Consider the following 23,220-nt stretch of genomic DNA (forward strand, 5'->3'; position numbering starts at 1 on the left):
CGGCTCATCCTCTTTTTTGCGTTAACTATTCGAAGTTTGACGATGTTTTGTTAAAGCGACCTTAATTTGAAAGTAAGTAAACGATTCGGGTAGTGCTTCTTTAATTGGCTTTAGTTTATCAAACCCTACATCTGCCGCTTTCTCAAGAATCTGATGCTCTGTTTCCTGATCGATGAGACGGCTTGTATCTTCAAGTAAACCTTCTTCCATTGCCTTTAGTAGATGACTCTCGACGGTGGTTGGACTTAACGAACGCGCTGCTGAGATGTTTGGAATGTCTTTACCTTCATCAAATAATTTTAATGAGGCTTTATGACTCGCATCCTCTGAAGACGTAGGTTTCGCTGATTTTGCCGATGAGAGTAGCTCTAGAAAGACTTCGCCATATTTATCAAACTTCATATCCCCGACGCCCTTGATCTCAAGCATTTCTTCACGTGTGGAAGGGATTTTGGCGCTCATTTCTCGCAAGGTACTATCGGCAAACACTACGTATGGTGGCACGTTGTCACGGTCGGCAATTTGCTTTCGTAGCGTCCGCAGCTGAGTAAAGAGCTGATCATCCTCTTCAATCGCTACTGGTTTACGAGCTACTTTCTTATAAATGTTTTCCTGGCCTTTTAACACAGGTAATGTTTTCTCCTGTAGAACGAGGGTGGGGTACTTACTATCAGTTAAAAGAATATATTGTTCGGCTGTTAGAAAATCAATCATATCCACAATATCCTGCTGAGTGAGATGTTTTAATAAACCAAAAGTTGAAACGCTGTCGAGTCGAAGTTCGTTCAAGCGTTTTGATTTTGATCCTTTCAGAACCTGTGCAATGATTGTTTTCCCAAATCGTTCATTCACTCGTTTAATCGTTGAAAAAATCATTTGGGCTTCACGGGTAATGTCAACCGCTTCTCTGTCATCAACACAATTGCTACATTTACCACATTGATAGCCTGGCCGCTCATCTCCAAAATAGTGAAGAATGGTTCCTTGGAGGCATTTTTCAGTATGACAATAATCTACCATCGCTTTTAATTTGGCGAGATCAGCGGATTTACGTTCAGGTTCATGTTGGTTCTGATCAATGAGAAACTTCTGCACATGAATATCACCAGGAGAAAAGAGAACAAAGCAATCACTTTCTTCTCCATCACGCCCAGCTCGCCCTGCTTCCTGGTAGTAAGATTCCATGTTCTTTGGAAGGTTGTGATGAATCACAAACCGAACATTCGATTTATCAATCCCCATCCCAAAAGCATTAGTTGCGACCATAACGGAAATGTTATCGAATAGAAATTCCTCTTGCGCTGTTTTGCGCTGCTTTTCTGTCATACCAGCGTGGTACTTGCCAACTTTGATGCCCTGTTTGTGTAAGGAAGCGTAAAGCTGATCTGCTTCCTTTCTAGTGGCGGTATAGATAATACCGGATTCAGAAGCGTTTTGGCTAAGGTATTTATCGATAAATGATTTTTTCTTCTCTCCTTTAATAACAGAGAAGTGCAAGTTTTCCCTGGCAAATCCGGAGATAAAGGTTTGCTCTGGGGTTATGTTTAAGATTCGCTGAATATCCTGAATAACTTCAGGTGTTGCCGTAGCTGTTAAAGCAACGACGGGAGGCTGCACTTCAAAGTGATGAAGCATCTGGCTAATCTTCATATAACTAGGTCTGAAATCATGCCCCCACTGGGAAATACAATGGGCCTCATCGACGGCAATTAGCGAAATCTTAGTCCGCTTAAGCAACCGCTGAAACGTTGGTGCTTCTAAGCGTTCTGGAGCGACGTACAGTAACTTTATTTCTCCACTTTCAGCTTCAGCCATACGGTCTCTAATTTCAGTCTCTGTAAGTGAGCTATTAATATAGGCAGCTTCTATACCGTATCCGGCAAGCGCATCAACCTGATCTTTCATTAGTGAAATTAGCGGTGAAATGACGATCGTTAATCCATCTGATAGAAGAGCAGGAATTTGGTAACAAATTGATTTACCTCCACCAGTAGGCATAATGCCAAGCGTATTATAGTTAGATAGAACACTTGAAATGATCTGTTCCTGTCCACCTCGAAATTGATCATACCCAAAATGATGTTTAAGTTGTTCTCGTGCTTGTTGGAGCATCGTATCTTCCTTTCTGGTTCGTCAGAAGTTCGTTTGCTTTTCTCATCTTACCGTACCCGTTGAATTGTGTATAGACAACCTCCGTGATTCTTTAAAAATGGAAATGATCACTGCAAAGGTTAACGAACAAGATTACTAAAAGCAGTCATTAATCATTCTTTCAGTATTAATATAGGATAAATGTTTAGGAAATGGGCAAAATGGTAGAATGTGCAAATAAAAAGTGGTTTTTAAGCGTAATCAAAGGGGAACATGAGTATGGTGGACTGGTTTGAAGTTATACTAAGATCTTTGTTTATTCTTATCGGACTATTTTTCATCACAAAGCTTCTAGGGAAAAAGCAATTATCTAAACTTTCCTATTTTGAATATATTGTTGGCATCATTATTGGTGACATTGCCGGTAGTTTATCAATGGACATCGAGGTAAGCGTTATTCACGGTATAACGAGTCTGTTAATATGGACGCTTGTTTCTGTGTTACTCAGCTATTTATCGATGAAAAATAAAAAAGTAAGAGATTTCGTGGAAGGAAAAGCACGAATTTTTATAAAAGATGGCAAGATCCTTGAGGACAACTTAAAGAAAGAGCGTTTTACAATTGATGAACTGCTAGAAATGCTCCGCAAAAAAAGCGTCTTTTCTGTAAATGAGGTAGAGTTTGCACTATTTGAAGCGGATGGAGAGCTCAGCGTTTTACTAAAGCGAGATTATCGGATGATACGACCATCAGAACTGTGGCTTCATCTTCCCGAAGAGAAAGAGCCTAAAACCGTAATTATGGATGGAGAAATCATTAAAGGAATGCTCATTGAAGTAGGGAAGAGCGAAGAGTGGCTGAGAAGCTACCTAATAGACAAGCAGGTGGTAGTAGAAGATGTTTTTCTTGCGCAGCTTCACTCTGATGGAAAGCTAACGCTTGATTACTATGAAGATGGTATTTCGGAAGTTGAATAGCACAATGGAGGATGTTATGGAAAAAGAAGGATCGTTCCGATCAAAAGAAGAGCTTATCGTGCTTCTTCTAGATCGTGGAATATATAAAGTGAAGCACAAGCAATTATACGAGTGCTCCCAAACAGAATTGTACTACTACTATCTTTCTATAACGAGAGATAAATTACAACGATTAACTACAAAGGTTAGTTCGTAACAGCTTCTATTTAGAAGCTGTTATTTTTATGAATGAATGGTCTTATAATAAGAATTTGTTCGAATAGTGTAAAGAACATTTTAATAAAGAAATAGAGTCATTTTGTCTAGTTTTGGCGAAAGCCTTCACAAGTCATAAAATAATTTGGATAATAGAGCTTGTACTTAAACCGATAGGAGGGGTGACGAACTTTGTTATATGTTAAACAGGACGCAAAAGAAGAATTGCTTCACTGGATAAAGCGTAAGCAAGAGGAAATGATTGAGATTGGTACATCTAAAGGAATTTCACATAAAGAAACTTTACAGTGTAGTCAGGAGTTGGATGATTTACTAACTTCGTATCAACGTTTGGCCTCCGTCAACCAACTTAGAAGTTAACCTTTGGATCGAGTGAAAAATGGCTTCCTTAACGACTGGTGGATAATCGTTTTGGAACTCACGAATACAATCACGAATTTGTTGAATTAGTATAATCTCCTCACGAACTGCATCGTTCATTTCAACATCCTCCTCGAGATTCAGTTTATACACCAATCATGACAAATTAGATGCTAAATCGTCAATCCTTTTTACTTAAAATCGTTCAAATGTTCTTATAAAATTCATTATTTTCTGTTAAATTAAGTCTTTTGTACTATATGGCTTGTATGACCTACATAATGTTCTTTAATTTTCTTAAAAAAATTTCATACAATGTTTGAACAAATGGCTCAAAAATTATATACTAGAAAGGACGGGTTTTGGTGCCCATTAATATGTGGCCCCAAACCTCTGTTTATTTCTATAACATTCATTTAACGTAAATGATGATTTGATTGATAAAGGAGGTCTAGCAATGAAGGAAGGAATCCATCCAAAATACCAGCAAGTTGTATTTTTAGACGTTAGTACTGGTTTTAAGTTTCTAACTGGTTCTACTATGGGATCTAACGAAACGATTGAGTGGGAAGACGGTAGCGAATATCCACTAATCAAAGTTGATATTAGTTCTGAATCTCACCCATTCTACACTGGTCAGCAGCGCTTTAACGATGCTGGTGGTCGTGTTGAAAAGTTCAAAAAGAAATACAACCGCTAATAAAAGTAGAAAACACTCTGAGGAGTGTTTTCTTTTTTTGACTAAAAATATACGATGAAAGTGATCGGAGCATTTATAAAACTTTCAAAACGATAAAAGCTGTTTTCGTAACTTTGATAATGCGCTTTTTCTCCAGGATTTCACTGCTTCAATGCTCACTCCTTCAACCCCAGCTAATGTCTTAAGGGATTCCCCGCCCAAAACGACCATGTTCACCCATTTACTCTGCTTTTCTGTAAGATTACTTAAGTCTAGTTCAGGTAATAGAGTTTGTTGATGAACTGGTAGCCTTTCTTCATATTCACTCCAATCTGAGTGAAGAGCGAGCTGTTTAGACAATCGTATTTCTTGGCGACATTCATCAATTAGCTTTCCACGGACTTTCATGTAGGCGTAAGATGAAAAACTTCCTTTCCCATGTTGATAGCTTTCAGCACATTCCCATAGGGCGATCATGCCTACCTGTTCATATCTCATATAATGGTTTGTAAGATGAAGCTTTTTAATCTGACTTTTGATGAGTGGCATGTATTGTTCAACCAAATCTTCAAATACGCTATCTTCCAATGAAATTTTCTCCTGAAATCAGGTGCACCTTACTTTTATTCCGCCGGTAAATCAGACGATACGTGAATAAGAGAGAAGAGTCATATGAGCAAACTTAGAGTTTTGTCTAGGAGAATCGGTATGTACATCACGTCATGCTTGTGAGAATGGGGAGTACAGCTATACTCATAATTACCTAACAGGGAATCTTTCCTTTTTCATATTCGGTATACCAAAATCTTAAAGAAACATAAAAAAACGATCTAAGATTAGATCGTTTTCGGAGGAGAGGACTTATGCTTTTCGATAGCAAAGCTGGGCGTTAATGCCTTTTAATTGAAGTTCGCGGACAATACGTCTTAACTCTTCTTTTGTTAGGAGCGGCTCTTTCACAATCTTCCACCTCCACTAATTTGGGATTACTGATCGAGTTCCAGTGCGTCAATAAGTGCAGTCTTATATAAGTCAAGTTCGGAGAATCCTTCAAACTGATGTAGCATTCCTTTAAAGATAAAGCGACGCGGGTTTGGATCACTTACTTCCTTCTTCAGAAATTGAATGGTTTCAAGCAGCTCTTTACGCTGGTTTTCTTGAATGTTCATTCGATTAATCAACGTAGCCATTTCATTCAATATATGAGAAGGGGATTTTCGCTCGCACCCATCTGAATGACTCATGTTCTGGAAGATTGCAGAGGCATGATCCAATGAGAGGAAGGGGGCAGTGTTATTTTCTAACATACCGCTTACCATGTCATTCAAGCGACTTAATATAAAGCGTGGAAGATACTCCAGGTCTAAGTCAGCATTCTGTAAGACAATTAGCTTAATATAGGAGGAGTACATACCATCTAGGAGCAAAACACAGTCCGGGAGAATCGGAGTAATCCGATCGCCATATAAGTCTTGAATGCTACTCGCTAACGTTTCAAGGGACTCCATTCTTATCTTAAGAATTAAATCGTCTATTTCTTTGTTCATCGAAATAGCTTGTTCCCTGAATTGCATAATAATAAACTCTTTATGATGCAAAATTTCTTGTGCCTGAACGTAAAGCAGCTTCTCAAGCCGTTCTTCAGGGGTGAAGGAATCTAATTTCGCTTCTGATATTTTCTTTTTTAATTTCTCATAATAATAAGCGAAAATGGAATAAAGCACATCATCTTTAGATTGGAAGTGGAGATAGACGGCTCCTTTAGAAATTCCACTTTCATTAGCGATTTCCTGTATAGACGTGGAATGGAATCCTTTTTTGGCAAAAAGCTGCATCGCCGTTTCAAGGATTACTTTCTTTTTTTCATTCATCTTACACCTCTGTTCGCCAGTAATTTTACTGACCGGGTTTTGATGACCGATTGGTCACATCTATTATATCATGTTCAAGATTTTTTTCCTAATCTCATTTTTTACGTATATTTTACAGTGATTTGTAAACAAAATAACTTGAATTATAACGTTTAATTAAGTATAGTTATTGTGTAATGACCGGTCAGTCATAGCAGAAGTAGAAAAAAGGAGTGGAAGCTGCTTGAGAAAGCTGATTCAATTTTCATTAAATAATAAGTTTGCAGTTTGGTTATTAACGATTATCATAACCGCTGCCGGATTATACTCAGGGTTTAATATGAAGATGGAGACTATTCCAAATATTAATACCCCGCTCGTGTCCGTGACGACAGTGTATCCTGGTGCAACACCAGAAGAAGTGTCTGATAAAGTATCAGAACCAATTGAAAACAAAGTGGAAAGTCTCCCAGGAGTGAAGGTCGTTAGTTCATCTTCATTTGAAAATGCTTCGAATGTGCAAATTGAATATAATTTCAGTAAAAACATGGATGAAGCTGAAGATGAAGTAAGGGAAACCATTCAGTCACTTTCATTACCTGAAGAAACGCAAGACCCAGACGTGTCACGACTAAGTTTTAATGCTTTCCCAGTCATGTCACTAAGCGTTTCAGAGAAAGATCGTTCACTTACAGAATTAACCCAGCGTGTAGAAGATGATGTACTTCCAGCTGTTGAAGGCGTGGAAGGCGTTTCTTCTGTATCGATTGCTGGGCAGGAAGTCGAAGAAGTATCCTTCTCATTTAAAGATGAGAAAATGGAAGAGTACGGTTTAGACGAAGAGACTGTTAAGAATCTCATTAAAGGTTCTGCTGTTAACATTCCTCTTGGGCTATATAACTTTGACGATAATCAAAAAGCCGTTGTTGTAGACGGTAATGTATCGTCATTAGAAGATTTAAAAGAACTTGAAATTCCAGTCATTCCATCACAGCAGGGTCAGGGAGCTCAAGCAGGCTCAGCTCCTCAAGCACCTTCATCAACTGATGGTGCACAAGCCCCGTCCGCTTCTGCTGAAGGAGCTAGCGAAGCTCAAGCACCACCGAAAGTTCCAACCGTTCAGCTTCAGGACATTGCAGACATTGAATTAGTTGGGGAAGCGGAATCAATTTCACGTACGAACGGTCAAGAATCGATTGGTATCCAAGTTACAAAGAGCGCAGATGCTAACACTGTTGATGTTGTAAATGGTGTGAAAGATAAAATTGCATCACTTGAGGATTCGAATAGCGACATTAGTATTGTGACGATATTCGACCAAGGAGAACCTATCGAAGAATCTGTTAGTACAATGTTGAATAAAGCGATTATTGGAGCGATTTTCGCAGTACTAATCATCCTATTGTTCTTGCGTAACATTCGCTCAACTTTAATCTCAGTTATTTCAATACCGCTGAGTTTGTTAATCGCATTGTTAGTTTTAAATCAATTAGATATTACACTGAACATTATGACGCTTGGTGCGATGACGGTTGCGATCGGTCGTGTTGTCGATGATTCCATTGTTGTCATAGAGAATATCTATCGACGTATGGCCATTGAAGGCGAGAAGCTACGAGGGAAAGAACTCATTACAGAAGCTACGAAGGAAATGTTCGTTCCAATCATGTCTTCTACCATTGTAACCATTGCCGTATTTCTACCACTTGGCCTAGTACAGGGGCCAGTAGGTGAACTATTCTTACCGTTTGCACTAACGATGGTATTCGCTCTACTAGCATCATTGCTTGTTGCGATTACCATTGTGCCAGCGATGGCTCACTCTCTCTTTAAAAAAGGGCTTGTGAAAAAAGAAGGAAAACCTTCTCATAAAGAAGAAGGCAATAGTCGTCTTGCGAACGGTTATAAGAAGATGCTGAATTGGGTACTCAATCATAAGCTGATTACATTTGGAGCAAGTCTACTTGTATTAGTAGGAAGTCTTTTCCTCGCACCGATTGTTGGCGTAAGCTTCTTACCTTCCGATCAAGAGAAAATGATTGTAGCGACCTATAATCCAGAGCCTGGTGAAACGACTGAGAATATCAATGATCTCGCTCTTGAAGCGGAAGATTATTTCCTTGATAAGGAAGATGTTGATACAATTCAGTTCTCAGTTGGTGGAGAAAATCCAATGAATCCAGGTGCAAGTAACCAGGTTCTCTTCTTCGTAAGTTATGATGAAGAAGCAGAAGGATTTGAAGAAGAACGCAAAAACGTTCTTGAAGATTTGAAACAAATGACTGAAAAAGGTGAATGGGGCTATCAGGACATCTCTGCTTCTGGTGGAAGTAACCAGATCACATTAGTTGTGAATGGAGAAACAATGGATGACCTTGGTCCAGTTGTTGAAGATGTAACGGCCGTTCTAGAGAAAGAAAAAGATCTAACAAATATTAGTTCTAGTATTTCTGAATCCTACGATCAGTTTACGATTGTAGCAAATCAAGAAAAACTAAGTGAGCTAGGGCTATCAGCTGGTCAAATAGGAATGGAGCTTCGAAACACAGGGGAAGCACCAGTTCTTACAACTATTGAAAAAGATGGAGAAGAAATAAATGTCGTTCTTGAAGTGAGTGAGAAGACATATAAAGATCAAGAAGATTTAGAAGGTACAACGATTACGTCACCACTTGGTATGGATGTACCTCTAAGTGAGATTTCAACGATTGAAGAAGGGGAGTCTTCTAACACAATCACTCGTCGCGATGGCAAAGTGTATGCTAACGTGACAGCGGAAGTACTTGATGACAATGTTGGTCAAGTTTCTGCAGATGTGCAAGAAGCCATTGATAACATGGACTTACCGGACTCTTCAGAAGTAAGTCTCGGCGGAGTAACTCAGGATATTAATGAGTCCTTTACTCAGCTCGGTTTAGCAATGCTTGCTGCTATTGCGATTGTGTACCTGGTTCTTGTTATTACCTTCGGAGGTGGTCTTGCACCACTTGCGATCTTGTTCTCACTTCCGTTTACCGTGATTGGTGGACTAGTCGGACTATTGATTGCTGGAGAAACAATTAGTATTTCTTCCCTAATTGGAATGCTCATGTTAATCGGTATTGTTGTAACAAATGCGATTGTACTGATTGACCGCGTGATTCATAAGGAAAAAGAAGGATATACAACAAGGGAAGCGCTACTTGAAGCTGGTGGTACGCGACTTCGACCGATTCTAATGACTGCACTTGCGACAATTGGCGCATTAGCACCACTTGCATTCGGTTTAGAAGGCGGAGCGCTCATCTCTAAAGGACTTGGGGTCACTGTTATTGGTGGTTTAACAAGTTCAACTCTTCTTACGCTAATTATTGTGCCTGTTGTGTACGAATTCTTCATGAAGTTTAGAAGGAAACCCAAAAGCGAATAGAGAATAAAAGATGGAGGCCGGTGGGGCCTCCATTTTTTGTGCTTTGAATGGGTAAATAAACATACGAATCGCACTGTTTTACTAAATAATTTGTCAGATGTGTACAAAATGGTATTTTCGGGAAACAATGAACTATTAATGAGTAAATAGGAGAGACATAACAATGGAAAAAGTGGAAGTAATGTATGTCGAATATTTTCATGAGCGTCTAGAAGAGATCGGAGACAAATGGACGAAGCGCCTACAACTTTTGGTTGATGAGAGAGAAGCAACCGATACGGCAGTTCTTAAATTACCGGAATTAAAAAACGAAATTCAGTTATTCTGTTCGGATTTTGTAAAACAAATGATTTTTCTTGAATCAAATAGCAGGGATGTTCTAGGGTGGGCTGAAAGAATGGTAGGGATTTTTTCGAATCACACCTTTTCTCTACAGCAGTCAGTGGCAAGCTTAACCTATCTCAGACAAATTCTTTGGGACGTGATGGTAGAGTTTAGTGCACAAGAAGATCAGCTGATTGAAGCAAGTCGATTAGCTGAGTGGGGTAGTTACATGAACAAGTCGTTTGATTTGCTTCTTCATAAGGTGACTGTCTATACCAATCAATTAAATGAAGAACAGATTGCAGCTCAGCAAACGAAGATTACCGAACTAAGCGTGCCAATCATTCCGATTTCAAAAGAAATTGGCGTTCTCCCTCTGATTGGAACGATTGACACATACCGTGCATCTCTTATTCAGCGCAAAGGGATTGAACGTAGTGCTGATCTACAGCTATCTTATCTTGTGATCGATTTATCAGGTGTACCAATTATGGATACGATGGTAGCAAATGAGATCTTTCAGCTCATCAACATGCTTGAACTCTCAGGTATTGAATCGATTTTAACGGGTATTCGGCCTGAAATTGCGCAAACAGCTGTTCAGCTTGGAATTGATTTTAATAATGTGCATACTTATGCTCACCTGCATCAAGCTTTGAGTGCTATTCTATAGCATGCAGGTGAGGTGATCATTAAGCAATTGATAATTGCCATGCTTCAACAAAAAGAGAGCTATGATGTATTTGCTATTACGCTTAAGGATGCTAATGTTATAAAAAAATTGCTTTGAAAGCTCGCGATAAGGTAATTTTCTCGACTTAAAAATACTGCTTACAAGATCTTCCGTTGAAGCTAGTTTAAAGGCTATTTCTCTACACAAGTCTCGAGTCGCATGCTCTGCCGGCGTACTAGCCGGCAGTTTTTTAAGTGAAATACGAAATAATCGTAGCTGTTCCTGATAGCGAATGATTTCCTTCTGAATTGAATAATTTACATTAATCATAGTCCAAGCACCTGGCTTCTTTCTCTCAAATTTTAGTAAATGAACGCTTTGATGTGTAGATTATACGGCTAAGCATTGTGCTGGTCAATGGGCCTATTTTGGTGAATGGGTGATTTGGCAGTGGGTCTAAAGTATTGTTCGTGTTGAAGAACGCTCTTGTAATCTCTGATACAAGCATGGATAACAATATCAATACGAAAACCTGAACTTTCGTTCAGGTTTTCGGAAGTATATTTAATTCTTTTATTTTAAGGCAAGGGGCGAAACGTGAAGAAATCCATATGATCTCGAATGAAGTGCTACGACCAGTTCGCTATACCACTTAATTCATGGTAGATACTATCTGGTTGAAGGTTTAGCTTTTCAACAGGGTTTTCGTTACGATTAATCCAGGCTGTATGAAAACCGAAGTTCTTGGCACCAGATATATCCCATCCATTTGAAGACATGAACAGAACTTCTTCTCGCTTAAGCTCAAGGAAGTCAAGTGCATGAGTATAAGCAGCAGGTGATGGTTTGAATTGTTTAATGTCATCTGCGCTTATAATGTAATCCAGGTGTTCAGATAGAGGAGATTGCTTTACGAGCGGATCGAGCATATCGTGTGAACCATTTGAAAAAATAGCAAGCGTCATACCTTGTGCTTTTAATTCTTGAAGTACCTTTGGAACCTCTTCATACACATCTAGTTGCTGATAAGCTTCGAGAAGAATTTCCTCATTCTCATGACTTAATTCTGTCTCTGCTTCTTCTACAGCATAGCGAAGGGCATCTCGAGTAACCTCCGAAAAAGGTCGGTAGTTTCCCATCATTTGTCTGAGATAGCTATATTCAAGCTGTTTTTTTCTCCAACTTTGACTAATTTGATCTCCTTTACTAGGAAACAGCTCTTCACACTTTTTAGATACTGAATAAACATCAAACAACGTACCATATGCATCAAATACGAAAGCCTTTATATTTTTCATAAGAATCCTCCTTTAAGGATGTAACTTGATTAAGTGTTCCACAAAAAGAAGGGAAGATAAAACTTTTTGCTCAAAATAGGCTGAAAGACAGTGGTATTCATATGGAACTTTATAGGAAAATTATGCTAGACTTAATATAGAATCTTGATTGAATGCTGGAGGGCGAAATGAAAACAGAAATAGAAGCAAATTGGCTAAAAGATTGGGGTGCACCTCTCCTTTTTGCTATTATCCTGGCATTTGTGATTAAAATGTTTATCATCGCTCCATACATTGTAGAAGGAGCTTCAATGGATCCAACCCTACATGATGGAGATCGTCTGCTCGTTAACAAATTCATCTCCTATGTGCAGGAAGAGCCAGCAAGAGGAGACATTATTATTATTAAGGATGAAGATGCAGAGAAGCATTATGTGAAACGAGTAATTGGATTACCTGGAGACATTATCGAAATGAGTCAGGATAACCTTTATGTAAACGACAAACAGCTTAAAGAACCTTACTTAGACGGAAATCGTGCTGATGCAGAAACAATGGGAATGAGATTAACCGAAGATTTTGGTCCGATCGAAGTACCCGAAGGTCAGCTTTTTGTGATGGGTGATAATCGTTTGAGAAGTATGGATAGCCGAAATGGTCTTGGGAAAATTGAGTTGGAAGAAGTCGTTGGAAAAGCAGAAGTGGTGTGGTTTCCCTTTAAAGAAGTGAGGTCAACAAATTGAAGTAAACAAGAAGGGCGTAATCGCTCTTCTTGTTTTTGTTACGCTTTTGAAACAGTTGAAATGAAACGTTAACAGTAAGCAGCCTCCTAATATATGGATTTTTTACCAAACTTAAAGTTTCAAGTATATTAAGAGATTCTGCTCATAACCGTTGATATAAAAGGGTTATTATGAATAATTAACTTGATTTATACGAAAAATCACCTGGTATGAATTACTAGCATAGGAAGTTATTATGGTCTTTTAGACTAGCAATCTTATGATATTCTCAGTGTGTAAGAAATTTCACCAATCAGGGAGGAATCACATTGAAAAAGTCAATTATTCTAGGTGTCACAGCGGCAGCAGCCCTGCTGGCAGCAAACCCATCAAATAGTTCTGCTAATACAGGCGACCAACACGCTGTCAAAGCAGAAGTTAATGCGCAAACATTCCAGGTCAACAATATAAATGAGTTGCAGTCTATTCTGGATCGTTTCGAAAAACAATATAATATTTCTATTAAAGATTCTATTAATCTAGATCAGATTTTCCAACAGCAAGGTAATACTGAACAGCCAGCACAAGAAGAGCAGGCTGAGAAATCTGAAACTCCTTCTGAAGAGCCAGCTAAAGAACAAGCCGAAGCTCAAGAAGCTACACCTTCTGAAGCACAGCCAGAAGAAGCGCCTGCACCAGAGACAGAGCAGGCAGAACCAGCTAAAGAAACTAATGAAGACACAGGATTATCAGAATTTGAACAACAGGTTGTTAATCTTACAAATGCAGAGCGTGAAAAAGCTGGATTGCCTGCACTTGAAGTAGATACTGAACTTAGTAAAGTAGCACAAGCAAAGTCTGAAGATATGAGAGATAATAACTACTTTGCTCACAATAGCCCAACGTATGGCTCACCATTCGATATGATGAACCAGTTTGGCGTAGATTATCAATCAGCTGGAGAAAACATTGCTAAAGGACAACAAACACCAGAAGAAGTTGTGAACGCTTGGATGAACAGTGAAGGACACCGTAAGAACATTATGAACGGTAGCTTCACACATATTGGTGTTGGTTATGTAGAAGAAGGAAATATTTGGACACAACAGTTTATTGGTAAGTAATAATAGATTGATAACCCATCTCTAGTAGATGGGTTATTTTTTTTGCTTGTTAATAAACTTACTAGCTTCACGTTTGCTAAGAGGGGGTAAAGTATAATTCTCTAAGAAGTTTTTCACGATTTCAGAATCTATTTTGGAATATTCTCTGAGCGACCAGCCGATCGCTTTTTGGATGAAAAATTCATTTGAATCTTTGAGTAGTAGGATGTATCTTTTGAGTCGATCGAAATCTGTGGAATCTTTATAAGAAAGTTGAAAAAGAAGCGCACTACGGTTTAGCCATAAGTTTGGACTGTTCACCCATTCCTCTATTATCGGTGCAATTTGATCAGGATATTGTTGAAAGTAAATACCTGCACTATGGACAGCAAGTCCATCTACAGTATCCCACCAGGATTTTGTGATAATAAGTTGCTCAATAAGATCGATATAGTCTTTGGGAAAACGTTTGACTCGGTCAAGAAGATCGAGGGCGGCATTCTGATACTCTCGTTCTGGTAATGCCCATAGCTTTTCAAGAAGTTCTTTAAGGGTATCGAGATCTGGTTTTCCATGCATTTTAAGCGCATTAATAACAGCTTTCCTTCTTTCTGGTGTCTTAATGCCGAGAAAAGGAAATTGATTTCGCATATACTTTTCCATTTTTTTAGATTGCTCTGGATTTTGGAGCGGTTCAAGCTCTTTTTGAATAATGGATACAGTTAACATGTTTCTTACCTCCTTCCTACATTTTACAAAATATTTGGTTTTTATTGGAATGATGATAATATACTTTAATAAAGTTTTTTCTGCAAATAGAAGAAGGCGCGTCTTTTGACGCGCCTTCTTCTTTACTAAAATAAGGAGGTTTCCCGGGGGAGGGAAGGGATGCATTAATTTACTATACGTTGGAACCAGAGAAGCTTTCCGGGTTGGGAGAAAGCTTCTCTGGAATGACTAAAGTATAGCAGGCTTTCATGAAAATATGAGGATTATGGGATGTTTTTGATAAGAATGACAGATTTGTGAACAGCGTAATGAACTAAACAGAAGGATTAGGAAGAACGGCTAATTCAGTAAGTGCATTGTGAAGACTGGATTTGATGGTTAGTTTGTGTAAATCAATTCCTAACTGTACAGCTGAAATCGATATCGAAGGACTTATGCCGGTCAGTGTCACCTGAACTCCCATAAGGCTTAGCGCTTCTGTTATGTCAAACAAGTGTTTTGCGACCATCGTGTCCATTGTCACAACTCCTGACAAGTCAATGATCATATGGTCGAGTTCAAGTTTACGAGATTGATCAAGCGTTTTCTCCATGATTAGTGTTGCGCGATACGTATCAATATTACCAACAAGTGGAAGAATAGCGAGATTTTGAATAATAGGAATGATCGGTGTAGAAAGTTCTTCCAGAGTCGAGTTATATTTAGTTTCAAGCTGCTGATTACTAGTGATATAAGAACTCCCATAGCTATACACAAACTGGTCAAGAAGAGGATCTATCCTACTTGGTAATTGAATGACATCCCGTGGTTTCATATTTAAATTTTCAACGATTGGTTCGATTGCCTCCCATATCGCTTCTCGAATGAGAGGTACAGTCACAATTAGAGAAATGATCATTTCATTTTCGTCTTGAACGAGTTCGCCAGATTCTTCTCCAAATTCTTCGATTGCTGCAAATGCGTTCACAGTGTCTTTTTGAAGACTTTTACCAATCAATTTTATAAGATAGGTCGTGTTTTTTATGGAAAGTTTCGGTTCATTATTAAAATCTGCGTCATCAAGGTCCTGGCGCTGACGTTCATATGTACTTTGTGCAATCTCCAAGGCTTGTTCAAGTATATAAGTTCCTACTTTTTGAGTAGATGTTTGATCGGTCACTTCAGTTCCCCCTTTTTCGTGTTAGCCATGTTCGTTTCTATTGTTGATTCTACCTTTTGCTCGAAGCGATTGGTTATCACAGAGCATTAAGCATTTGAAAACAACAATGGTCCTTAACATAACCCTTTTATTATATCTTATATGTAAATCGAAATTAATGAAAAAGCTGGCTTAAGGTTAAACCAGCTTAAATGTGTGATCATTAATTTTAGTTCATGACAGGGATAAAGCGTTCGTGGAAGGCTTTATATTTACTAGAAATACTAGAAGCAGATGTTCCATATTTTTTCGCAAGAGCACTCTGGCTGATTGAAGTGTCATAAACTTTGGCAGCAAGATATTCAAGAGATGCTGCAAAGATAGAAGCTTTTCTAACAATAGGCTTTTCATCATCAGCATATTTCTTCCAAAAACGAAGGATTTCTTGAAGTTGTTCCTGAGAGTACTCATCACTAACCTGCTCCATAAAGAGTGAAGCTACTTCTGCATCTTCTTTTCTAGACCAAATCATTTCAATCGATTCGTTTGATTCTTCTGAACCGTTGCCGTGCTTCACAATTTGACTAAGTACTTCTGGGAAATCACGTTGCATCATGGAACGAACATTGTAGTTCGCTTCTTCTGATGAAAGTTTCTTTTCCACCATTTCCATAGCATCTGGTGCGATTTTAAGAAGTTCAATAAATGGCATGGCACCATTTTTGACAGGGAGAAGAATGCCTGCTAGACTTTCTCCGCTAGTAAGGATCACTTCTTCATGTAAAAGGATACTGATCGGTTGGTTTGACCCGAGTTCTTTTACGACCGCTGTGTGACCTGATGCTTCTTCCACTGTATAAATAGACATGTATGCATCGCGCCAGTCGTTCACAGTTTCTTTAACTTTCTCAGTAGAAAAGGTGTGCGAATAAAGTTGAAGATATTCTCTAATAATGGTTTTGTTCCACTGGTTAAGAGATTGATGGAAAATGGCCCACGGGAAAATACCGTGCATATAAGCTTCCTCAAGGTTTTTGGGGATTTCAAAACGGTTGAATAAATCATTTGCTAGAGAGACCATTTTTTGATCATGTTCACTCATAGCATACTCTACAAGCTGTGCTTGAATTGTATATAGTTCTTGTGTATAGAGCTGTTCTTCTAATTGATCCTGTGCACTTTCAGATGTCATACAGCATTTTTTATATTTTTTGCCGCTGCCACAAGGACAGGGATCATTTCTTTTTGTTTTTTGCAATGTTGCTTCCTCCTTCAGGTCAAGCTTATTCGAGAATAAGAGACGAATGATATTTTAGCATAGAAATGGCTAGAAGCACAAAAAATGGACAAAATCCGAGCGGAAATGACTATTTTTTTATTCATTCCTATCATGTCTCACGTTCAATCGGAAAGCAAACGGTCACAGTGGTTCCAATTCCGACAGTACTATTAAAATCGATTTTTCCTTGATGATTCTCAATAATTTTAAAACTAGATAGCAGACCTAGACCAGTGCCTTCTTCTTTTGTTGTGTAGAAAGGTTCTCCAAGTGTTTTTAGTTTGTGTTCTGGGATACCAACACCTTCATCGACGATGATCACGTTAATGCTATTGTCTTTTACTACAGTTTTTAATCGTAATACGCCGCCATCAGGCATCGCTTCCATCGCATTTTTGATTAAATTAATAAAAACTTGCTTCAGCTGATTCTCTTCTCCATATAGAGATTCGTGACGTTCGGTGAAGTCTGTTATAAAAGAAATGTTGTACAGAGATGCCTGTGTACTTAAAAGCTGCATGACATATGAAAGCAATGCATTTACATTAAAAAATGTAAAATGCTCAGCCTGAGGCTTGGCAAGGACTAGCAAATCTTTAATAATCGAATCCATCCGGTCAATTTCAGATAGCATAATGGAAAGGAACGGCGTCTTATCTGCAAAATCATTATCACTAGTTAGAAGCTGAATGAATCCTTTGACAGATGTTAAAGGATTTCGTATTTCATGAGCTACGCTAGCGGCAAGTTGGCCAACAGCAGATAGTTTTTCTGTTTTTAGCAGAGCATCTTCTGTCTTCTTTTTGTCTGTTATATCCATAAACGCAGCCATGATCCCATTGATCTGACCATTTTCATCTTGGATAGGCGCTGTAAACAAAGCTGTAAAGACGACTGATCCATCCTTACGCATCCGTTTGACTTCTTTATTTACGATATGTCCATATTCAATAATTTCAGGAATCGTAATATCCTTTTCCTCTACTGGAACAATGGGGCTTTTCTTGCCGATCACTTCTTCGCTTTTCCATCCAAATATTTTTTCGGCAGCTGGATTCCACAGTCGAATGTTTGACTCCATGTCGAGGGCAAGAGTGGCGATAGGAGAAGCGCTAATGATCGCTTGTATGAGTTGTTTCGCTTCCCAAAGTTCTTTCACAGCTTTTTTTCGTTCTGTGATGTCTCGAGTTTGGATGATCGTGGTGGATTTGTGATTGAATATAATTGGAATCAGCGTTGATTCGACATCTATGACTTCGTTATTTGAACGCAACAATTGGTATTCAATTGTTTCAGAAGACGGTTCCTCTTGAGCGTGTATTTTACTTAGTAGGCCTTTGAACCTCTCAGTATCTTCCGAGTTAGCGATAAGTGATTGACGATTAACATAGAGGTCTTGAATCGAGTCAACGCCTACCATTTGGAGTCCAGTATGGTTTGTATAGGTGATTTCATCCTTTTCCATAAGACAAATGGCATAAGGAGAAGATTCAACAAGCCTCCGATATCGTTCTTCACTTTCAAGAAGCTGATTTTCCATAACTTCATTTTTATAGAGAAGGTGTTTCAATAGGAAATAAAGAAACAAACAAGTTAGTAAAATAAAAAACCAGCCTTTATATAGCCCAATTTGCTTATTTGCTAAGAAGTCGGAAGAGAAGTGATACAGAATTGTATCAGAAAGCAATATCCAAACTGAGCCGAATAGAAAATAGCTTCCTATAATGATCCAGGGGATTGATTCGGTTTTAATATGCACTAGAGTTTGTCCTTTCTCTATAGCTTCTTATTGTATTCTACATATATCTTAAGATTATTACAAAGTACTCCCAACTAGTTGGTAAAATATTTAGGTAGAAAGTCGTAATAAAGAGTGATACATTTATAGTTAGGATTATTTCAGAATAAACCTTTTACAATGGAATCGGTCAGCGAAAGACCGACGATCATTCGGTTTATGATACGAATGATCTAGGCATGTAGTAAAAGAAGATTTATATTGAAGGAGATAATTTTCTATGAATGATGAACATATGGAACCTCGAAGTCGATATAAGCCTAAGAAAAAACGACGTGGATTAAGAATAACGCTATTCATTCTATTATTTATTATAGTCGGTTTTGGTGGGTATGCGGGATACCTTTATTATAAAGTTTCCAGCGTTTCAGACCAATCAGTGATGCAGCCAGAACGTGGAAACCAGTCAGATCTTAGAAATGGCGCGGTTGATATGGGGAAAGATCATTTTTCTGTGTTATTACTCGGTGTTGATGATGAAGAGGATACATCGAATGGCCGCAGTGATTCGATGATGGTAGCCACATTTAATCAAGATAATAAATCAATGAAGCTTCTTAGTATTCCTCGTGACTCGTATGTTAACATTCCTGGAAGAGGAATGGACAAGATCACTCACGCTCATGCTTATGGTGGAATTGATTTGACCATTGATACAGTGGAAGGTTTGTTAGGAATTCCAATTGATGAAGTTGTCAGAGTTAATTTTGATGCTTTCAAAACAGTGATTGATGAAATGGGCGGAATCAAAGTTAACATTGATTCGCAGCTTATCGCAGATCAACTATACAAGGAATCTAAAGGGAAAATTGATTTAGAAGTAGGAGAGCAGACGCTAAATGGGAAAGAGGCCCTTGCTTTTGCAAGAACCCGTAAGGCTGATTCAGATTTGAAGCGTGGTCAGCGCCAAATGGAAGTGATTACTGCAGCCATTGATAAAGTCAGTTCACTTTCTTCTATTCCGAAGTATGGGGACTTAGTAGATCGTATCGGTGAGAACTTAACGATGAGTTTTACCTTTAACGAAGCTCTGGGACTTTATCCATTTATTTCGAAAATCGATTCAATTGAAAAACTACAGTTAACAGGTACTGATTTTCAACCGGCTGGGACTTATTATTTCAAACTCGATGATCAGTCGCTAGCGACGGCGAAAACGGAGCTTAAAACCCATTTGAACCTGGAAGATCAAATTGAAGATCCCAATGGGAATATGAATGCTATAGAAGAAGAGCAGGATTCAACAACGCCTTAAATGGAATGCTCGAAATTAAATTAAGAGTAAAAATAAGGTCTAAAGGGAGCAGACAACGTGTCTGCTTCCTTTTTATGTTAATGATTACAGTTAGTCATAATAGGGAATGGAAGGGAAGAACTGTAGAAAGGGGACTAATGAAGATGTCAGGGATTGCATTCGTTAAAAAATTAGGTAAAGAAATAGGAGAAGATCGCGTAACAAGTCTTGCAGCAGAATTAGCATACTACTTTATGCTCTCGATTTTTCCTTTACTTATTTTAATTCTTTCAATTCTTCCATACTTATCGATTGACAAACAGGAAGCAGTGGATTTTCTTACAAAATATGCTCCGGGAGAAACCGGAAGTATACTTCAGGATAACGTTCTATCAATCATAAGTGAGCCGCAGGGAGGGCTCTTAACGATTGGTTTACTTGGGACTCTCTGGTCTGCATCGAACGGTATGATGGCTCTGATGCGGGCTCTTAACCTTGCATATGACGTTGAAGAAACGAGATCTTTTATTAAAGCTAGGTTGCTTTCAATTTGCCTAACAGTTGGACTTATACTTGTCTTTATTGTCACACTTGTTCTACCTGTTTTCGGTGACGTCATTATAGATGCTGTTACTTCGACACTTAATCTTCCGAGCTCGACTGAGTTTCTTTTCCGTATTTTACGTTGGGTTATTGCTGTAGGAATAATGGCGTGTATTCTGGCAGCTCTTTATCGATTTGCTCCTAATAAGCATTTTCCATTTAAAGAGGTTATTATTGGAGCGATCGTTGCCACGATTGGCTGGCAAGTGATTTCTCTTGCTTTCGCTTTTTACGTAAGTAATTTCGGTAACTATTCAGCAACTTACGGTAGTCTTGGTGGTGTTATCATCTTAATGCTCTGGTTCTATTTAACGGGCATCATTCTTCTCGTAGGCGGTGAGGTTAACGCGCTTCTCCATAAGAACAGAAGGAGAGCAACGACTTCAGTAGAAAGCGAACAAATCGGATTTTAGTGAGTCAGTGGTAATTGAATAGTGAAAGTTGTTCCATACGATGGGGCACTACTTACCTTAATCGTTCCCTTATGATTTTGAATAATTTGTTTACAGAGGAATAGGCCAAGTCCTGTTCCTTTTTCTTTTGTTGTATAAAAAGGTTGGAAGACCTTTTGTTGAGTGGACGTATCCATGCCAGCTCCGTTATCACTAATTTTGATCGTAACGGAGTGAAGACGCTTTGCAATTGATAATGAAATTTTTCCGCTTTCTTTATTACTACTACGAATGGATTCCATACTATTCTTGATCATATTTAAGAACACTTGCTTAAATTGTCCTGAATCGATCGTCACTTCGAGTGGTTCTGTAAAGTGATTTAGATTCGTAGTAATATCACATCTGTTCAAAGTCGCCTGGCTATGGAAAAGAAGAATAATATTTTTTAGGAAAGGAACAACATCAATACGCTCTTTAATATGTTCTATAGGACGTGCAGCTTGAAGAAATTCTTCAATCAATGTATTGGTTCGATGGATTTCTGATAATAGTAAATCAGCTATGTCGTTTTTGTGTAGTTTATCTAAATCGGGTTTAATGAGCTGGAGGAAACCTTTCATGATGGTAAGAGGATTTTTGATTTCATGTGCTACACCTGCTACAAGATAATGAACGGTGCTGAGTGTTTTATTTTCATAAGCTAAAGCTTCAAGCTTCTCGATTAACTCGTTGTATTCCTCTAATGAGCAAGGTGATGGATAATGTTCTGGCATTAGAGGGAGTTTTTTTTCGACTTTCAGGTTAGTGTGATCCACTCACGCCACCCCTTTCCTTAACTTTTCATTAGCGCATAGTTATACCTTACCACCATGAAAATGCGAAGATTGAAAGTTCATAGGAAAGAATTCGAGTTTTTTTGTTGATCTATGTAGAATATCGTCACTAAAAAAAGAGCCTGCAAGTTGCACAGACTCTAACGAAGCTACGAAGGCTGATAGCCAGCGTCTTCAATTGTTTGCATGATTGCCGATGGATCAACGGCATCTTCATCATATACAATGGTCACTGTTTCTTCATTCAGATCGGCGAGAGCTCGATCGATACCGTTTAAAGAGAGAAGCGCAGATTCAATGCGTTGAATGCAGTCTTCACCTTTCATGCCGGATACAGATACCGTCATTTCATTCATAAAACAAACTCCTTTCTTACTCTACTTGCCTTTACCCATATTAGAAGGAGTTTAATCGAACTAAGGTTTATTCGGTGTTTCGTTAGCAAGCTGTTCAAGCGACTTAATCTTGCCGTGTGGGTTTTGCGCTTCTTTTCTTTTTCGAAATTGCCTTTCACGCTGGCCTTTTGATTGACTCATGTGTTGTCACCCCTTATTAGTTGTTCATTCATAAGGTGACCATTCAGAACAATTGTAGTCACTGCAAATTCTGGTTGTGAAGTTGAACAAAGGTAAAACCTTTCTCTTGGAGAATAGGAACGGATAGTTTCACGCCTTCTGACGTTCCACTTTTTGGTTGATTCATATGTAACAAAGCGATATCGCCAGGTTTGGCCGTCATAAGAGCGTTTTTCACTTGTCCGCTTGTAAAAGTCGCACCAGCATCTCCAAGAATGGTATAGTTTACAATTTGTATACCAAGATCCTTAGCGATTTGAACTGCCACTTCATCGTAATAGGCCGTTCCTGACCGAAACATAGTTGATTTCGATCCTGTAAGTTGTTCGATTTTCTTCTGGTTTTCTTTGACTTCCGCAATCACTTCTTTGACTGAACCCGTTCCTGAAATACCCCACGCGGAATTACCGTTTACAGATAGAGGTTGATGATGGGTGCCATGATTTTCAATCTGAAATAGCGGATCAGTAGCGAGCTGCTGAAATAGTTTGGTGTTTTCTTCAATCCATCTGCTATTAATGAAAAGGGTTGAAGGGACCTGCTCTTCTTTTAAAAATCTGATAAGTTCACGGTCGACGTTATTGCCATGTGGTCCACCACATGCATCGAAGGTAAGAGCGATTTCTTTTTCTGATGTTTCAAAGTGCGTTTGGACCCCTGTGACGCGTTCCCCCCATTCATTTGGCTTAAGCGTTTCGTATTTTGAACGAATTAGTTCGGTTGGCACTTCACGATGCATATAGGGAATAGGTCTTTTAATGAAGGATGCTTCAGAAAAGGAGTGTTGGGCTTCTCGTTGCTGACAAGCAGAGATAAGAAGAATGGATAGTATAAGAAAAGCTGTTTTCATATTCGTCAATTTCATCACCTTTTCAAGCTTATCACACAATATTTGGATGTAGTGATGGATATTAAAAAAACCTCCCAACAAGGGAGGTTTCATTCATACTTTTA

The 23,220-nt window shown here is 38.6% G+C and carries 24 protein-coding genes; 10 read left to right on the top strand and 14 right to left on the bottom strand.

The genetic code is table 11. From position 1 onward, the window contains the following. Nucleotides 1–21: 21 nt before the first annotated feature. Nucleotides 22–2,112 carry a DNA helicase RecQ gene (gene recQ, locus AC0VYV_RS07865; RefSeq protein WP_430242289.1) on the bottom strand — a complete coding sequence of 697 codons (2,091 nt, stop codon included), beginning with the start codon at nt 2,110–2,112 and terminating at the stop codon, nt 22–24. Nucleotides 2,113–2,370: 258 nt separating this feature from the next. On the opposite strand from recQ, the gene AC0VYV_RS07870 reads away from it, so the two are divergent. The 3 genes from AC0VYV_RS07870 to AC0VYV_RS07880 all read left to right on the top strand — a co-directional run bounded on the left by AC0VYV_RS07870 (nt 2,371) and on the right by AC0VYV_RS07880 (nt 3,645). Continuing rightward, nucleotides 2,371–3,069, top strand: a complete 699-nt coding sequence (locus tag AC0VYV_RS07870; protein WP_475367096.1) for a DUF421 domain-containing protein — start codon at nt 2,371–2,373, stop codon at nt 3,067–3,069. 16 nt (nt 3,070–3,085) lie between these two features. Continuing rightward, entirely contained in the window at nt 3,086–3,265 is a 180-nt protein-coding gene (gene fbpA, locus AC0VYV_RS07875; RefSeq protein WP_475367097.1) for a Fur-regulated basic protein FbpA, read from the top strand. A 257-nt stretch (nt 3,266–3,522) separates the two neighbouring features. Then, nucleotides 3,523–3,645 carry a Spo0E family sporulation regulatory protein-aspartic acid phosphatase gene (locus AC0VYV_RS07880; protein ID WP_430242421.1) on the top strand — a complete coding sequence of 41 codons (123 nt, stop codon included), beginning with the start codon at nt 3,523–3,525 and terminating at the stop codon, nt 3,643–3,645. Here AC0VYV_RS07880 and AC0VYV_RS07885 read toward each other — a convergent pair. Further along, nucleotides 3,598–3,765 carry a hypothetical protein gene (locus AC0VYV_RS07885; RefSeq protein ID WP_194222344.1) on the bottom strand — a complete coding sequence of 56 codons (168 nt, stop codon included), beginning with the start codon at nt 3,763–3,765 and terminating at the stop codon, nt 3,598–3,600. The genes AC0VYV_RS07880 and AC0VYV_RS07885 overlap by 48 nt on opposite strands. 337 nt (nt 3,766–4,102) lie before the next feature. Here AC0VYV_RS07885 and AC0VYV_RS07890 point away from each other — a divergent pair, with 337 nt between their 5' ends. Next, nucleotides 4,103–4,345 (top strand): type B 50S ribosomal protein L31, encoded by a 243-nt coding sequence (locus AC0VYV_RS07890; RefSeq protein WP_048310190.1) that lies wholly within the window; start codon nt 4,103–4,105, stop codon nt 4,343–4,345. Between the two features lie 84 nt (nt 4,346–4,429). On the opposite strand, the gene AC0VYV_RS07895 is transcribed toward AC0VYV_RS07890, so the two are convergent. Together AC0VYV_RS07895 and AC0VYV_RS07900 are read right to left on the bottom strand one after the other, a co-directional pair. Next, a complete protein-coding gene (locus AC0VYV_RS07895; protein ID WP_475367098.1) occupies nt 4,430–4,912 on the bottom strand; it encodes a sigma-70 family RNA polymerase sigma factor in 483 nt (160 codons plus the stop codon). A 398-nt stretch (nt 4,913–5,310) separates the two neighbouring features. Next, nucleotides 5,311–6,195, bottom strand: coding sequence for a TetR/AcrR family transcriptional regulator (locus tag AC0VYV_RS07900; RefSeq protein WP_194221049.1), 885 nt, complete (start codon nt 6,193–6,195; stop codon nt 5,311–5,313). 223 nt (nt 6,196–6,418) lie between these two features. On the opposite strand from AC0VYV_RS07900, the gene AC0VYV_RS07905 reads away from it, so the two are divergent. After that, nucleotides 6,419–9,583 carry an efflux RND transporter permease subunit gene (locus AC0VYV_RS07905; protein ID WP_475367099.1) on the top strand — a complete coding sequence of 1,055 codons (3,165 nt, stop codon included), beginning with the start codon at nt 6,419–6,421 and terminating at the stop codon, nt 9,581–9,583. Nucleotides 9,584–9,746: 163 nt separating this feature from the next. Next, entirely contained in the window at nt 9,747–10,580 is an 834-nt protein-coding gene (locus AC0VYV_RS07910; RefSeq protein ID WP_475368801.1) for an STAS domain-containing protein, read from the top strand. Here the strand turns inward: AC0VYV_RS07910 and AC0VYV_RS07915 are convergent. Together AC0VYV_RS07915 and AC0VYV_RS07920 are read right to left on the bottom strand one after the other, a co-directional pair. Further along, the gene (locus AC0VYV_RS07915; RefSeq protein ID WP_475368802.1) at nt 10,575–10,910 is read right to left on the bottom strand and encodes a hypothetical protein; all 336 of its coding nucleotides are present in this window, start codon (nt 10,908–10,910) and stop codon (nt 10,575–10,577) included. The two genes, AC0VYV_RS07910 and AC0VYV_RS07915, sit on opposite strands and share 6 nt — an antisense overlap. A gap of 299 nt (nt 10,911–11,209) precedes the next feature. Further along, on the bottom strand, nt 11,210–11,878 hold the full coding sequence (locus AC0VYV_RS07920; protein WP_475368803.1) for a haloacid dehalogenase type II: 669 nt from the start codon (nt 11,876–11,878) through the stop codon (nt 11,210–11,212). Between the two features lie 167 nt (nt 11,879–12,045). Here AC0VYV_RS07920 and lepB point away from each other — a divergent pair, with 167 nt between their 5' ends. Together lepB and AC0VYV_RS07930 are read left to right on the top strand one after the other, a co-directional pair. Continuing rightward, the gene (lepB, locus tag AC0VYV_RS07925; RefSeq protein ID WP_404682535.1) at nt 12,046–12,600 is read left to right on the top strand and encodes a signal peptidase I; all 555 of its coding nucleotides are present in this window, start codon (nt 12,046–12,048) and stop codon (nt 12,598–12,600) included. A 308-nt stretch (nt 12,601–12,908) separates the two neighbouring features. After that, the gene (locus tag AC0VYV_RS07930; protein ID WP_475368804.1) at nt 12,909–13,703 is read left to right on the top strand and encodes a CAP domain-containing protein; all 795 of its coding nucleotides are present in this window, start codon (nt 12,909–12,911) and stop codon (nt 13,701–13,703) included. A 33-nt stretch (nt 13,704–13,736) separates the two neighbouring features. Here AC0VYV_RS07930 and AC0VYV_RS07935 read toward each other — a convergent pair whose 3' ends face one another. The 4 genes from AC0VYV_RS07935 to AC0VYV_RS07950 all read right to left on the bottom strand — a co-directional run bounded on the left by AC0VYV_RS07935 (nt 13,737) and on the right by AC0VYV_RS07950 (nt 18,587). Continuing rightward, nucleotides 13,737–14,411 carry a DNA alkylation repair protein gene (locus tag AC0VYV_RS07935; RefSeq protein ID WP_475368805.1) on the bottom strand — a complete coding sequence of 225 codons (675 nt, stop codon included), beginning with the start codon at nt 14,409–14,411 and terminating at the stop codon, nt 13,737–13,739. 313 nt (nt 14,412–14,724) lie between these two features. Next, nucleotides 14,725–15,570, bottom strand: a complete 846-nt coding sequence (locus tag AC0VYV_RS07940) for an STAS domain-containing protein (protein WP_475368806.1) — start codon at nt 15,568–15,570, stop codon at nt 14,725–14,727. Nucleotides 15,571–15,778: 208 nt separating this feature from the next. After that, the gene (locus tag AC0VYV_RS07945) at nt 15,779–16,807 is read right to left on the bottom strand and encodes an SEC-C metal-binding domain-containing protein (RefSeq protein WP_475368807.1); all 1,029 of its coding nucleotides are present in this window, start codon (nt 16,805–16,807) and stop codon (nt 15,779–15,781) included. Nucleotides 16,808–16,937: 130 nt separating this feature from the next. Further along, complete coding sequence (locus AC0VYV_RS07950; protein WP_475368808.1) at nt 16,938–18,587, bottom strand: PAS domain S-box protein; 1,650 nt, start codon at nt 18,585–18,587, stop codon at nt 16,938–16,940. 259 nt (nt 18,588–18,846) lie between these two features. On the opposite strand from AC0VYV_RS07950, the gene AC0VYV_RS07955 reads away from it, so the two are divergent. Together AC0VYV_RS07955 and AC0VYV_RS07960 are read left to right on the top strand one after the other, a co-directional pair. Then, nucleotides 18,847–19,881 carry an LCP family protein gene (locus tag AC0VYV_RS07955; RefSeq protein ID WP_475368809.1) on the top strand — a complete coding sequence of 345 codons (1,035 nt, stop codon included), beginning with the start codon at nt 18,847–18,849 and terminating at the stop codon, nt 19,879–19,881. A 143-nt stretch (nt 19,882–20,024) separates the two neighbouring features. After that, complete coding sequence (locus tag AC0VYV_RS07960) at nt 20,025–20,876, top strand: YihY/virulence factor BrkB family protein (RefSeq protein WP_475374722.1); 852 nt, start codon at nt 20,025–20,027, stop codon at nt 20,874–20,876. Here the strand turns inward: AC0VYV_RS07960 and AC0VYV_RS07965 are convergent. The 4 genes from AC0VYV_RS07965 to AC0VYV_RS07980 form a co-directional block, all read right to left on the bottom strand. Next, nucleotides 20,873–21,673, bottom strand: a complete 801-nt coding sequence (locus tag AC0VYV_RS07965) for a sensor histidine kinase (protein ID WP_475367108.1) — start codon at nt 21,671–21,673, stop codon at nt 20,873–20,875. The two genes, AC0VYV_RS07960 and AC0VYV_RS07965, sit on opposite strands and share 4 nt — an antisense overlap. Nucleotides 21,674–21,840: 167 nt before the next feature. After that, complete coding sequence (locus AC0VYV_RS07970; RefSeq protein ID WP_194221061.1) at nt 21,841–22,047, bottom strand: heavy-metal-associated domain-containing protein; 207 nt, start codon at nt 22,045–22,047, stop codon at nt 21,841–21,843. A gap of 60 nt (nt 22,048–22,107) precedes the next feature. Beyond that, nucleotides 22,108–22,227, bottom strand: coding sequence for a DUF6254 family protein (locus AC0VYV_RS07975; RefSeq protein ID WP_226612411.1), 120 nt, complete (start codon nt 22,225–22,227; stop codon nt 22,108–22,110). A 58-nt stretch (nt 22,228–22,285) separates the two neighbouring features. Beyond that, nucleotides 22,286–23,131 (bottom strand): polysaccharide deacetylase family protein, encoded by an 846-nt coding sequence (locus AC0VYV_RS07980; RefSeq protein ID WP_475368811.1) that lies wholly within the window; start codon nt 23,129–23,131, stop codon nt 22,286–22,288. Nucleotides 23,132–23,220 lie beyond the last annotated feature (89 nt).

Source organism: Anaerobacillus sp. QJM3NY_17 (assembly GCF_056173665.1).